General features: G+C 36.9%; 14 protein-coding genes. 7 read left to right on the top strand and 7 right to left on the bottom strand.

Translation table 11 applies throughout. From position 1 onward, the window contains the following. Positions 1–7: 7 nt before the first annotated feature. Entirely contained in the window at positions 8–1,051 is a 1,044-nt protein-coding gene (locus C0Q33_RS01855; RefSeq protein ID WP_101476900.1) for a zinc-dependent dehydrogenase, read from the bottom strand. Positions 1,052–1,191: 140 nt separating this feature from the next. Here C0Q33_RS01855 and C0Q33_RS01850 point away from each other — a divergent pair, with 140 nt between their 5' ends. The 3 genes from C0Q33_RS01850 (at position 1,192) to C0Q33_RS01840 (ending at position 2,858) form a co-directional block, all read left to right on the top strand. Then, positions 1,192–1,722: an inorganic diphosphatase gene (locus C0Q33_RS01850; protein WP_101476899.1), complete on the top strand. Its 531-nt coding sequence runs from the start codon at positions 1,192–1,194 to the stop codon at positions 1,720–1,722. 74 nt (positions 1,723–1,796) lie between these two features. Further along, complete coding sequence (locus tag C0Q33_RS01845; protein WP_245867283.1) at positions 1,797–2,252, top strand: peroxiredoxin family protein; 456 nt, start codon at positions 1,797–1,799, stop codon at positions 2,250–2,252. Positions 2,253–2,306: 54 nt separating this feature from the next. Then, positions 2,307–2,858 (top strand): pyruvoyl-dependent arginine decarboxylase, encoded by a 552-nt coding sequence (locus C0Q33_RS01840; protein WP_101476898.1) that lies wholly within the window; start codon positions 2,307–2,309, stop codon positions 2,856–2,858. 3 nt (positions 2,859–2,861) lie between these two features. On the opposite strand, the gene C0Q33_RS01835 is transcribed toward C0Q33_RS01840, so the two are convergent. From C0Q33_RS01835 to C0Q33_RS01830, 3 genes are all read right to left on the bottom strand, one after another. Next, the gene (locus tag C0Q33_RS01835) at positions 2,862–4,055 is read right to left on the bottom strand and encodes a hypothetical protein (protein WP_133120978.1); all 1,194 of its coding nucleotides are present in this window, start codon (positions 4,053–4,055) and stop codon (positions 2,862–2,864) included. Positions 4,056–4,087: 32 nt separating this feature from the next. Continuing rightward, on the bottom strand, positions 4,088–4,243 hold the full coding sequence (locus C0Q33_RS09175) for a hypothetical protein (protein ID WP_165776409.1): 156 nt from the start codon (positions 4,241–4,243) through the stop codon (positions 4,088–4,090). 145 nt (positions 4,244–4,388) lie between these two features. After that, positions 4,389–6,161, bottom strand: a complete 1,773-nt coding sequence (locus C0Q33_RS01830; RefSeq protein ID WP_101476977.1) for a M3 family oligoendopeptidase — start codon at positions 6,159–6,161, stop codon at positions 4,389–4,391. Between the two features lie 401 nt (positions 6,162–6,562). Between C0Q33_RS01830 and C0Q33_RS01825 the strand changes: the two genes are divergently transcribed. Further along, positions 6,563–7,627, top strand: coding sequence for a homospermidine biosynthesis protein (locus C0Q33_RS01825; RefSeq protein ID WP_101476896.1), 1,065 nt, complete (start codon positions 6,563–6,565; stop codon positions 7,625–7,627). Positions 7,628–7,719: 92 nt separating this feature from the next. On the opposite strand, the gene C0Q33_RS01820 is transcribed toward C0Q33_RS01825, so the two are convergent. Beyond that, positions 7,720–7,932: a hypothetical protein gene (locus tag C0Q33_RS01820; RefSeq protein ID WP_101476976.1), complete on the bottom strand. Its 213-nt coding sequence runs from the start codon at positions 7,930–7,932 to the stop codon at positions 7,720–7,722. Positions 7,933–8,055: 123 nt separating this feature from the next. On the opposite strand from C0Q33_RS01820, the gene C0Q33_RS01815 reads away from it, so the two are divergent. Beyond that, positions 8,056–8,628, top strand: a complete 573-nt coding sequence (locus tag C0Q33_RS01815) for a CDP-alcohol phosphatidyltransferase family protein (RefSeq protein WP_101476895.1) — start codon at positions 8,056–8,058, stop codon at positions 8,626–8,628. 2 nt (positions 8,629–8,630) lie between these two features. Here C0Q33_RS01815 and C0Q33_RS01810 read toward each other — a convergent pair whose 3' ends face one another. Further along, positions 8,631–8,918, bottom strand: coding sequence for a 30S ribosomal protein S26e (locus tag C0Q33_RS01810; RefSeq protein ID WP_101476894.1), 288 nt, complete (start codon positions 8,916–8,918; stop codon positions 8,631–8,633). Positions 8,919–9,257: 339 nt separating this feature from the next. Here C0Q33_RS01810 and C0Q33_RS01805 point away from each other — a divergent pair, with 339 nt between their 5' ends. Together C0Q33_RS01805 and C0Q33_RS01800 are read left to right on the top strand one after the other, a co-directional pair. Further along, positions 9,258–10,133, top strand: a complete 876-nt coding sequence (locus C0Q33_RS01805; protein ID WP_101476893.1) for a PfkB family carbohydrate kinase — start codon at positions 9,258–9,260, stop codon at positions 10,131–10,133. Positions 10,134–10,164: 31 nt separating this feature from the next. After that, on the top strand, positions 10,165–11,157 hold the full coding sequence (locus C0Q33_RS01800) for a winged helix-turn-helix transcriptional regulator (RefSeq protein WP_101476892.1): 993 nt from the start codon (positions 10,165–10,167) through the stop codon (positions 11,155–11,157). A 3-nt stretch (positions 11,158–11,160) separates the two neighbouring features. Here C0Q33_RS01800 and pyrG read toward each other — a convergent pair whose 3' ends face one another. After that, positions 11,161–12,771: a glutamine hydrolyzing CTP synthase gene (gene pyrG / locus C0Q33_RS01795; RefSeq protein ID WP_101476891.1), complete on the bottom strand. Its 1,611-nt coding sequence runs from the start codon at positions 12,769–12,771 to the stop codon at positions 11,161–11,163. Positions 12,772–12,800 lie beyond the last annotated feature (29 nt).

Genomic DNA, 12,800 nt, shown 5'->3' with positions numbered 1-12,800 from the left:
ATTTGCCTTAGTTAAGCGTTTCTGAATTTGTAATTATTATTTTCATGGAATCGTTTCCCTGATGAGCATAATCCAAAGCTTTTGCAGATTCAGTAAGATCAAACTTATGAGTGATTAATTTTTTTACATCCACTATTCCTTGTTCTATTAGATTAAATGCTTCATTTGTATCCTTTTCAGAAGCTGCATAACTTGGAGTGATTGTAATTTCCTTAGAGTATACCTTACTCATGTCAAGTGACATCTTTGCATCTTTTGAAGGAACTCCAAATAGCATGACAACGCCACCTTTTCTTACAAAATCAATTGCCTGAGATATGGCATTAAGACTTCCAGTCGCAACCATCACTATATCTACTCCACGATTACTAGTCTTTGAAAGAATTTTTTGATATGCATCTTGATCATCTGATCTTATTGCTTCTGTTATGCCAAACTTTTTTGCAAAACCTAATCTGAAATCATTGAGGTCAAAACAAAATATATCTTCAATTCCATGTACCTTACTTAACATGAGGTGCATAAGGCCTGTTGGCCCTGCTCCAAGAATTGCAATCGAATCTCCTTTTTTGAATTTTATTTTATTCCATGCTCGTACACAACATGCTAATGGTTCTATCATGGATGCTTCTTCAAAACTTATATTTTTTGGTAATTTTATAACTCCTCCATGTGATACGTTCCACTCGGGAACAATAAACTCCTCAGCAAGGCCACATGGTGAAAGGTTTGTCTCTGAATATTTCTGACACATTGTCTCATTTCCATGTGTACAAAAGTGACAAGAATAACATGGCACATGGTGATGAGTAAATACTCTGTCTCCCTTTTTGAAATCTACTATTCCTTCGCCTACTGCAGAAACTATTCCTGAAGGCTCATGGCCTAGTCTCATGGAAGGCTGGCTGTATTTACCATAAATCTTTTCCAAGTCAGAACCACATACGCCACATGCTTTCATGGTGACTAGTATCTCTCCCTTGCCAACTTGTGGTCTCTCTACATTTTTTATCTGGACGTCTGATGGTCCTGAAACATATACTGCTTTCATTATTAAAATGAGTCTTGAATGGCGTTTTATCTTTTTCCGAAGTTATAGTGTTTTGTTGTCTTACAAAACAAGAAATTCCATATAAAGAAATATTTCTCATATGATGTCAATTAAATAGGACATATTTCTGACAATTTGTCATGGACTTGTGGCATGACATTGAAACTGGCCCAAAAATACCTTCTGTGATAAATGTTATAGTTGAAATTCCAAAAGGTTCTCAAAACAAATACGAATATGATAAAAAAAGAGGCATCATTAAACTTGACAGAGTGTTATTTTCGCCGTTTTTCTATCCTGGAGAATATGGCATAATTCCACAAACATATGCAGAAGATGGCGATCCAATGGATGCACTTGTACTTGTTAGTAATCACACTTATCCTGGTGTTCTAATAGAATCACGCCCAATTGGAATGCTTCGTATGAAAGATGGGGGTGAAATGGATAACAAGATTTTATGTGTCGCAAAAGACGACGTTAGATATGATAATCTGAAGGATATTGCTGATCTTGACAAACACTATCTCAAGGAGATCGGTCACTTTTTTGAAGTATACAAGCAACTTGAAGGAAAGAAAGTTGAGATACTAGGTTGGAAAAATGCTGCTAGCGCAAAGAAAGAAGTCCTTGCTGGAATAAAGTTATACCAAAAGAAATTCAAAAAATAATCCGATAGATTTAGTTCTCTAATAAAAAAAATTACAACGGAAATGGTATTAACCTGTATTTGTAGATGAGTGGTATGAACGAAGGCGACCTGGCTCCTGATGTTGAGCTTGTAGCAAATGATGGAAGTACTGTAAAACTAAGTTCATTCCGGGGAAAAAAGAACGTAGTGCTATGTTTCTATCCCAAAAATCATCTCTTTGCATGTCCATCAAAGAAGGTGTTTCAAATGGCAGAGGCCATAATTGCTGCATATCCTAAGATAAAAGAGCAAGCTGAACTCTTTGCAATATCTGTAGACACTGTTGAAGATCAAAAGAAATTTGTTGAGGAATATAGCGTTCCATATCTTCATCTGAGTGATATGCAAAAGATCGCTTGCAAGACTTACGCTGGACTAAATATTGCAGGACTTGCAAAACGCTCTACATTCATTATAGGCAAAGATGGTAAGATTTCAAAAATTTTCAGAGATATCAGTCCTGAAAAACATGGTCAAGAAATAATTTCATCATTACAGAATTTGAAATAATTGGATTTTTATAAATTCAATATATTTTTAAAGATGTGAGTTAAGACTTGACTTGTGCTAGATTTAGTAGCAAAAAAAATATTCCTTACTAAAGGTAAGGGTGTGCATCCTGATAGGCTAACAAGTTTTGAATATGCGTTAAGAGATGCAGGAATCGCTGGAACCAATTTGGTTTTGATATCTAGTATATTTCCACCAGGCTGCAAACTGATTTCAAAGGCCGAAGGCTTGAAACTAATAAGACCTGGAAGTGTTACATTTGCAATTTATTCAAGGCAAGAGAGTAATGAACCACATCGATTGATGGCAGCATCAGTCGGAATAGCGGAACCTAAGGACAAGACAAAGTATGGTTATCTATCTGAATACATCTCATTTGGAGAGACTGAAAAAGAAGCAGGAGATTATGCGGAAGACATAGCTGCGCAGATGCTTGCATCATCACTTGGAATATCATTTGATGTAAACAAGAGCTGGGATGAGAAAAGACAACAGTGGAAGATATCAGGACAGATATACAAGACTAGAAACATCACCCAGAGTGCAGTAGGGGATGCAAAAGGTCACTGGACTACAGTATTTACTGCCGCGGTATTGATTCTCTAAATTTTATCTTCTTTTCATGAATATGTATACTGCAGCTCCACCTGCTGCAATTATGCCAATTAAAGCATAAGTGGAATAATCATTGGAAGATTTTGCACTTGGTGTTGCAGATATAGTTGTGGTGTTGGTTTGTGTGGATTGACTCTGTACTGGCGCACTACCTAATGTCAATGAAGATTGATTGCCTGTAAACGACGTTGTTGTTCCAAATAGGTATATTGCAGAAATTCTATTTCCGTACTCTGGGTCGATTATCCAGCCTGCTTTAGTTAGGTCTGTTGGAAACTTTTGACCGTCTTTGATTGTAGTAGGGGCTAAATCTCCACCATGACTTGTTACTGCAATAGTATCATTAGATATTGCTGTGACTTGTAGAATGGAATTCAAAGGAAAGAAACCAATACTATAATAACTTGATCTTTCAAGTTTGTCAACTCCTAGCAACTCTAGTGGATTAACTGTAGTTACTTTGCCCTTGATTGGAATGTGTTTTGAGACCTGTAACTGATAAAGTGATGATCCTTGTCCTGGAGTGATTACAAATGTAACTGAAGAATTGGAATCTTGCGCCATCTTTTGGGCTGCATCAAAAAATCCACCATCATCACGAATTTGTTTTGGAATTAAAATGGATGTTAATCCGTCAAAAAGATATGACGAATCTGGTCTTGACATTGTATATACAACCGATATGGTTCTGTTTCCTGATATGATTCCGGATGTACCAAGAGCCTTGTTGAGTTCTCCTTTTGGATTAACATAAGTAAGCCAAAATGTTGCATCAGTAGCAAATGCCTTGTTAATGCTATTAATCAAAGTGTCACCTACTTGTTTAGCCTGTGTTTGAATCGTTGTAATGTTGTAAGTCTCAATAAGCGCTGGGGAAACTATGTTTATTATGACACATCCTTGGTCCTTCGTAACTCCTATTACACATGTATCTGCATTTGTTATTACTACCGAAGTAACATTGGCAGTATTTGTAATCTTTTCACTAAGATCTGGAGGGACTCTCATTTCTACTGGGCTTGTAGATGCCAATGTGATAAACGCACTAGTCTGATTCTGTATTTTTTCATCGATTAGTATGTTGGCTGTTTCACGGTATGATGCAAGTTGTGGTTGTTGTGCATAGACTGAAACAAACGAAGTCAGCAATAATGAGAAAATTATAGATAATGTAAGCAGGTTTTTCATTTAAAGCAACTTTTAAAATCGAACTATTAAGTTTATTCTCGTAATTTTTCTATCTTTATTGCGAATCTCTGAAAAGGCTCTTCCTTGTAATGATACTTGCAAACCAACATGGTCTGTTGTGGATCAGGTCCGCAGTCATAAGTTACCAAATATTCTGGTTCTCTATTGCAGCATCTTGGATATTTCACTCGTGCATTGATGGTTCTCATAAAATAAAAGTTCTCGATCTAAACTCTAGGTTTAAATTATAATGCGTGCGTAGGATCCTTGACATCGGTTCAAACCGTAGGGGAACATTGCCTGGCAGTTGGGGGCGCTTGACTGCCAGGCGCTTTAATTAATTACTCTTCCAAGTCGTTCTGTTTGATTTCTGATATACTCAAAACCTTCTTGCCAGAAACTTTCAGATGTTATGTCTATTCCATGTTCCTTGAGCAGGTCTTCTGGCTTTTTTGAACCTCCAGCAGCTAAAATATCTACATATGTAGAGGCAAATGATCTTCCCTCCTTTCTGTATCTCTGGTATAATGACAAAGAGAGTAGGTTTCCAAAAGAGTAGGAATAACAGTAAAACGGTGAATGGTAAAAGTGTGGGATGCATGTCCATTCAGTTCCAAAGTCTGGAGTAATATCTACAGAATTACCAAACTGATCTTTTAATGTCTTCATGTATTCTGATGTTATGTCTTGGACCATTGCCCCATTGCCAATCTTTTCATGTGCCGCTATCTCAAATAGTGTAAAGTATGCCTGTCGTCCTACTGTTGCATACAAGTCATCCAAGTGTTCCATGAGTCTAGATTGTTGTTCGTCTTCGGATATTTGATCGAGAATCTTGTTGAACAATAGCATTTCTGAAAACGTCGAAGCTGTCTCGGCTAGTGGTAATGGGGCTTCTGCTATGAATATTGATTTGTCAGAGGCTGCGATACTATGTATTGCATGACCAATCTCATGAGCCAAAGTAAAGACATCATTGGTCCTACCCTTGAAATTTACCATGACATATGGTGTTATCTTTGGAGATATTGTACTGCAAAATGCACCGCTTCTCTTTCCTGGTCTGATAGTAGAATCCACGTGCCTTTGAACAAATACTCTCTTGGCATACTCGCTTAGTTTCGGACTGAAATCATTTAGAGTCTCAAGAACTAGTTTTACCGCCTTGTCATAGCTATATCTTTTTTCTTCTTTTTTCTGAATTGGTGCATAAATGTCATATCTCCGTAACTTTTTCATTTTCAAAATGTGTGCTTTTTGCAAAAAGAACTTTCGAAATACATCCGAGTTTTTCTTACAAACAGAAAGAAGCGCATTTACTGTCTTGTCATCCACGTCATTTCCGATGTTTCGAACTGATATTGGCGATGCATATCCTCGTATCTGAATGCATTCATCTTTCCAGTTTGAAACTATATTTTGATAAATTTCTCCTAGGACTCCCTTGTTTTTGTCAAATTCAGATAATAGTGCCTTGTATGCGATCTCTCTTGTTCTTGGTTTTGGATTTCGAATTAGAACTGATAATTCCTCTCTATTGTATTTCTTGGTCTTGCCGTCTATTTTCACTTCAAACACAAACGCATTTGTTATCTTGTCATAGATTTTGACAAGGGCAGAGTGGCCCGTAACATCTAATGTGTTAATTATTCTCTCTTCTGGTTCAGTAAGGGAATATTTTGCAAGTAATCTTTTGTATCGTAAAAATTCATGCAACTCTCCTGCTGATTTCATTAATCTTTGAGCATTTTTCTCATCAAGTTGTTTCTTCCACCATTGGTCGAAAAATAAAGTCTGATTCTCTAGTTGTGCCCCCAACTTTCGCATCTTTGAAAGCAACGCCGTTGCCTTGTCAGACTGGGTATCTACTGAGTACTCTAAAGAAGCGTATCCTGAAACACTGCTAAAATCTTCTGTTATATTTTCTAAAGTATGAAGCATAGAAAGAAATTTTTTTTCAGTTAATGTAGGTTTGAGAATTTTCTTATTCTTTTCAAAATTTTTGACATCTAATTGTATGGCATTAAGGCGCTTAGTAAATTGGGGCGAATCTGAATCTTTTACAAGTTCACTTAGAACCCATTTTTCCTCTTTGAAAACTTGCATCTGACTCAAGATGGGGTTTCTTCTTAAAATACTATGTGAAAAACAACACATGTTTTCTTGATTTGATAATCTTTGGGTGTATCCTCCTGTAACCCACTTGGATTTTTCCAAAATAATTTAGGTTGTTATCAAATGAACAAATTGTACACATGTCTTAAATATTAAAAATACGTTATAGATGACATGAGCATGACAGCATGGCATTGTTACAGATGTAATCTGACTTTCAAAGAAAAGTCTCATGTTGTTATGCATAAAGAAATCTCCCATCACGACACGAGAGAAGTAGAACTTCCTGAATAGGTTCTACTTTTTATTTTTTGTACTGTATCTGTCTTGAATTATTATTTTAGGAAAATCCTTGCAAGTATTTATTTAGCCCAAAAATAAGTTAGTCGTTCGTGGACCATCACAATTTTAAAGGAAAAGACATCCCCCACCTTAAAATCACACCCAATATGGGGATAGATGACCTTGTTGACATATTTGCTAGTACGGGTTACAATGCACGACAGCTTGGAGATGCAGCAAAATTATATTGTAAAATGATTGAAGATGATGCCACTATCTGTCTTACCATAGCAGGTGCAATGACTCCTGTTGGTTTTGGAGGATTATTCAAATCTCTTATTGAACGAGGTTTTGTTGACTGGATAGTTTCTACTGGTGCAAACGTGTATCACGAGGATCATTTTGCATGGAATCTTCCGGTAAAACAAGGACACTTTGAGGTAGATGATATGATACTATATGCAAAGGACATAGTCCGAATTCGAGACGTATACATCAAGGGTGAGGAGACACTCAAAGCAGAAGACAAGATTGTTCAAAAGATGTTTACAAAAGATCTGCTTGACAAACCGTTTACCACTGCTGAATTTTGTAATGCAATGGGCAAGTATTCCAAAGAACATTCTAAAAACCCAGATCGTAGTTTTGTTGTAGCTGCATATGATTATGATGTTCCGGTCTACGTGTCAACTCTAAAAGACTCTTCTCTTGCATTGGACCTGGCTCCTCTAAGACTTGAGAATAAAATTCATAGTCTTGACTTTGTAAGGGAAATAATAGAGCAAGCTGCAATTTTATATCATTCTAAGAAATCGGGAATAGTTGAATTGGGTGGAGGGGTACCAAAAAATACTGCACAGCAAACAGGCCCATTACTTGATCAAATACTTGGCCTTGGCCACGGCGGTCAAAATTATATCATACAAATCACAGATGCAAGACCTGATACTGGTGGACTCTCTGGTGCAACCTTGCAAGAAGGAAAGAGCTGGGGCAAAGTAAAAGATGCTCATGAAGATGTGATAATGGTTTACACTGATGCAACTATTGCATTTCCAATACTTTGTCTTTATGCTCTAAGTAATGAAAAACCTAGAAAACCAAAGCGATTGTATAAAAAATTGAACAAGTATTATGATGACTTGTCAAAAGCGTATTTTGCCAAAAAGCACTAGTTCCTACTATTGTAAGCACTGTTTTTCTTTAAATTAATTTGACATAGAAACTGGCAATACAAAAAAGTACACTCAAAATGGTTGTTAATTGTCTAGAATCTACTAAATCTAGCTTTTTCTGTGTCTCTGTCGTCCTTTGTTTCTTTCTTCCATTCCTTGTAGTGTTCTTTACAAAGGATGGCCTTTTTCAAACCCCGTGGAATGTCTACCCCAGTTCCTTCTACCTTTGAGGCAGTAAGTGAACGCATGCCATCTTTATCACAGCCTGTAACACTGCATTTTGCACCTTTTGCTATTAGGCCCATGAGAGTTCTAAAACGCACTATTATATCAGATTTTTTAATATTTTATTCAAATCTGAACATATTTTGATAGACATGCTCTAAGAAGATATATGGTATAAATTATTGTCAGATGGCTAGTATCAAATGCTTAACAACTTTAGAGAGAGTCTAAAGCCGACCCTTCAGAATATTGGTAAAGTTTTTGCGTCTACTGGACTGTCTGCAAATTTCTGGACTGCAGTTGGACTCAGTTTTGCATTTGCGTCTGCAATTATTTACGCCGTTCATCTTGAATATTCTTTTATCCTTGGAGGAATCTTGTTGCTTGTTTCAGGATTTTTTGATATTGTTGATGGACAAGTTGCACGTATCACTGGAAAGACTTCTAAAAAGGGAGCATTTCTTGATTCTGTCTTTGATAAAATTGCAGAAGTTGCAATATTTCTTGGAATCTTAGTTGGCGGATGTTCTCAAGGGTATCTTGTATTGTTGGCAATAGGACTTTCTCTACTTGTTAGTTATACTAGGGCAAGAGCAGAATCTCTCGGAGTTCAACTTCAAGGCATAGGTATAGGGGAACGTGCAGAAAGATTACTTGTAATTGCAATAATTGGAATGATTGGTTTTCTAAATTATGCAGTAATAATTGTCATAATAATAGCAGGAATCACATTTGTTCAGAGAATTGTAACAACAGCTCACGGAATAAAAGATTAGGCTTATCTCAGTCTGCCGGTCTGACGTCTTGACTCTGCTGATCTAATTTTTAGAATTCCAAAGTGTATTGCACATGAAATACAATACCATTTGAGTACTGTAGGCGATGCAATGTATGCCCCTTGAGCTCTTAGCTCTTTTGCTAAAGTATGTTCAACTAGGTTTAGTCTTGATGTTACTTTCTTTGCCTTGTCTCGCGGAACTGTAGCACCACAGTTGGTACACTGGATACGTCCAGTGGATCCTTTTCCTCCTTTCTGTCGTCCACGACTAGCACGCTTTAGTGGCATGTTTTACCTGTAAGGTTCCTCTTTATAACGATATTTGAACCACTTTCTTACCGTGTTTGTGATCTGATGGACAAATTCTTAGTTGTCTAACGTACTTGTTTGGAGATTTCAATTCTATTCCTTTGAGGTGTATGGTGAGAAATTGAGAGATTTATTGATCTATGATATCTTGGAAAATTTAAATTTCATATTGATTCTAAAAATGACGTGCGCGGCCTTTGCCATGTCTGTCTGGCCTCTAATGTGGATATAGTTATAGTAAAAGGCAAGATACTCTGCCAATTCTGTCTAAAGGGTCAGAAAAAGGACTAAATGGAAAGGCTGTGGGCATTAAATTAAATGAAGATTGCAATTTTTTCTCATTGTACCATAGATGAGATATCTCGAAATGATATAGTGGTAGAAACTGCGGGTGGCCCTGCATGTTATTGCGGGCTAACTGCAAAAAATATGAAGTTTGAAATTGATCTTCATACCAAAGTGGGAAAAGATTTTTCATTTCGTACTGAACTTGAAAAAAAAGGAATTTTCCTTTCTCAGAGTTCTATATCTGATGTCTCTACTACTAGATTCTTATTAAAAATATTTGGAACAGAACGTGATCTTTACCTTAAAACAAAATGTGAACCAATAGAATCGATAAAATCAGACGCCGATGGTGCAATTGTAAGTCCTGTATTTGATGAAGTTTCTGAAGACACACTAGATGCAATAAAAGAAAACTTTGATTTTACATTACTTGATCCTCAAGGATATCTCCGTCGAGTAGATGATGCTGGTAAAGTCTTTTTAGAAAAAACGTTACTTGACCTATCGGGAATAACTGCAATTAAAACAGATCCTGATGAGGCGTTTTATCTTACAGGTTTGAAAGAAAAAGAAGCAATGATTGCTTTGCAAAAGAAAGGTGTCAAACATGTACTTTATACTGACAAACAAAACATTACCATGCTTGCAAAAGATAGAATGTATCACCTAAAAATTCCAAATGTGGAAATAGGTGATACGACTGGAGTTGGAGACATATTTTGCGCAGCTTTTACCTGTTCTTATTTGAAAGAAAAAGATGCTATCTGGGCAATCTGTTTTGCAGTAGGGGCAGCACAAGCAGCACTTGAGACAAAGGCTACTGGACTTGGAAAAGTACCACTTGGTGGCGACACCGAGAGAAACGCGGCGTATCTTTACAATTTAATGCAATTCTCAAGTGTCTAGGCTTTTATTGTGTGAGGCATAAATCAAACCTGTGAAGGTTGCCATATTTAGTCAGGATCATGAACAGACAGTAAAATCTCTCAAACTTTCACTTGAAAGTCATGGGATAGAATCTATCACTCTTGGAAAAAAACCTCTAGGAAAAGACATTGACTATGTTATTGTAACAGGCGGAGACCGAGGAGTTCGAACATATTTCCATAATATCACAAGCTCTACAATTCCAGTACTTGGTATAAACGAGTATGAATCAAGCGGATTTTTAGCCCAGACTGATCTTAAACAATTTACACTCTATCTTAACAGGTTGAAAAAAGGTGATTTTTCAATTGAAGCTCTTCCAAGAGTTGGTGTAAAAATTGATGACAAGCCAATCTATCCTGCATTAAATGATGTTGCAATATTTTCTTCAAAGAGTGCAACACTAGTAGAACATGTCTTACGTGTAAATGGAGAAGAACTTTGGCACGACAGTAGTGATGGCTTGATTATCTCAACTCCTATTGGTTCATCTGCATATTCCATGTCTGCAGGTGGTCCTGCAATATATCAAAATTCCAAAGTTTTCTGTATTGTGTCGGTAAACTCACTCGATATCACAAGACGTCCTCTAATAGTTCCTGAGGATACTTTGATCGAAATAGATGACATATCTTCTAGTCTGAGATGTGAAGTTATAGTTGATGGAAAAGACAGATTCAAAGTTGACAAGACTGTGACCTGTACAAAGTTTCCACAACCTGCAAATGTCATTAGAATGAAAAAGGATTCTACTACTGTTTCAGCTCTTGCCAAAAAAGTAAAACTTGCAGATGAACTATTGAATATGCCACCAAGCTCCAAGTTGCTACTAAAGACACTTGAATACGAAGGCTCTCTTACCCAAAAGGAACTTGCTGAAAAAACACTCCTTCCTGACAGGACTGTCAGGCTTGCATTGAGTCATCTCCTTGAGAAAGGATATGTCAAACGTAGAGTCTCACTACGCGATACACGTCAGAGAATATATGAAATTCCGAAATAATTCTTAGGCGTTGGCAGATGCTCTGATGAATGCCTCAAATGATTCTTCGGGATGGCCCGGTCTACTGCTAAATTCTGGGTGATATTGAACTCCCAGATAGAACCTATGAGTGGGAATCTCTAATACTTCCATGCGTTTTTTGTTGTCACTGTACCCTGAAAACTTCATGCCCTTTGAGGAAAACATCTCCAAGTATTTTTGATTAAATTCAAATCTATGTCTGTGTCTTTTTTGTATTTTATTAGATTTGTAAAGATTGAATGCCAGTGTATTCTCTTCAACTGTTATATCATGCGCTCCAAGACGTAATGAGCCGCCCTTGTTTTCAATTGATTTTTGTTCTGGTAAGAGATCAATTATTGGATTTTCTGTATTAGGTAATATTTCTGTAGAATTTGCATTTGTCAATCCACACACATATCTTCCAAATGCTACTGCTGCCAGCTGAAAACCAAAACAGATTCCAAGGTATGGAATATTTTTCTCTCGTGCATAGTTTGCTGTACTGATGATTCCCTCTGATCCTCTATCTCCAAAACCTCCTGGAACAATTATGCCATTGTATGATGCCAGTTTGTTTACATCCCCGTTTAATTCTTCAGAGTCTATCCAGTCAATTACTACATTTTTGCCAATCTTCGCACCAGCGTGTTTTAGGGCATGATTTACACTTACATAACTATCTGCAAGTTTGACATATTTTCCAACCATTGCAATTCTGACTGATTCTTTTGTATTTTGAAATGAATTTATGATTGCATTCCACTTGTCCCAGTTTGCAGAAGTGTTAACCAGTCCAACTTTTCCAAATTTCTTGAATATTACATCAATTATTCCTTGATCATATAGCATCTGTGGAACCAAAAGAATTGATTCTGCATCATGGCATGAGAATACATCACGCTCCGTAACGTTTGAAAATAACGAAATCTTTTTCCTTGCTGCAGTCTCAAGCGGTCTTGTACACCTGACTGCAAGTAAATCTGGCTGGATACCAATTCTCCGTAATTCTTGAACACTATGTTGAGTAGGTTTTGTTTTTTGTTCTCCCACAACATCAAGAGAAGGTGCTAGAGTTACATGAACAAAGATTACATTTTCAGGTCCTTCCTCCAATCTCATCTGTCTTAATGCTTCGAGAAATGGTAAACTTTCAATATCTCCTACCGTTCCACCACATTCTATTACCAACATATCCAGTCCCTCAATTTTGACTATCTTTCTTATTCTGTCTTTGATTGCGTCTGTTACATGTGGGATTATCTGTACACAAGCTCCTAGGTACTCCCCGCGTCTCTCTGCCTCTATTACACTAGAATAAATCTGGGCTGTTGTTATATTGTGAGTTCTTGGTATGTTCTGATTGAGAAATCTCTCATAGTTTCCTATGTCCATGTCACACTCTCCACCATCTTCTGTGACAAAGACTTCGCCATGAGCAATGGGATTCATTGTTCCTGCATCATAGTTCAGATATGGATCAAATTTCACACAAGAGACTTTTTGATTAGAAAGCTGAAGTAACTTTGCAATAGATGATGAAACTACTCCTTTTCCAAGGCCAGACATGACTCCTCCCGTTACAAAAATGTATTTTGTAGATTCAGTCTGCATATTCATGATGGATTGAAGGTCTTTTTAAT

The organism is Candidatus Nitrosotalea bavarica (assembly GCF_900167955.1).
Lineage (GTDB): Archaea > Thermoproteota > Nitrososphaeria > Nitrososphaerales > Nitrosopumilaceae > Nitrosotalea > Nitrosotalea bavarica.
This window is presented reverse-complemented; position numbering and strand designations above follow the sequence as displayed.

Coding starts and splice junctions, on each gene's coding strand:
- C0Q33_RS01855 (WP_101476900.1), bottom strand. CDS start 1,051: ATGAAAGCAGTATATGTTTCAGGACCATCAGACGTCCAGATAAAAAAT.
- C0Q33_RS01850 (WP_101476899.1), top strand. CDS start 1,192: ATGGACTTGTGGCATGACATTGAAACTGGCCCAAAAATACCTTCTGTG.
- C0Q33_RS01845 (WP_245867283.1), top strand. CDS start 1,797: ATGAACGAAGGCGACCTGGCTCCTGATGTTGAGCTTGTAGCAAATGAT.
- C0Q33_RS01835 (WP_133120978.1), bottom strand. CDS start 4,055: ATGAAAAACCTGCTTACATTATCTATAATTTTCTCATTATTGCTGACT.
- C0Q33_RS01830 (WP_101476977.1), bottom strand. CDS start 6,161: ATGCAAGTTTTCAAAGAGGAAAAATGGGTTCTAAGTGAACTTGTAAAA.
- C0Q33_RS01820 (WP_101476976.1), bottom strand. CDS start 7,932: ATGGGCCTAATAGCAAAAGGTGCAAAATGCAGTGTTACAGGCTGTGAT.
- C0Q33_RS01815 (WP_101476895.1), top strand. CDS start 8,056: ATGCTTAACAACTTTAGAGAGAGTCTAAAGCCGACCCTTCAGAATATT.
- C0Q33_RS01810 (WP_101476894.1), bottom strand. CDS start 8,918: ATGCCACTAAAGCGTGCTAGTCGTGGACGACAGAAAGGAGGAAAAGGA.
- C0Q33_RS01805 (WP_101476893.1), top strand. CDS start 9,258: ATGAAGATTGCAATTTTTTCTCATTGTACCATAGATGAGATATCTCGA.
- pyrG (WP_101476891.1), bottom strand. CDS start 12,771: ATGCAGACTGAATCTACAAAATACATTTTTGTAACGGGAGGAGTCATG.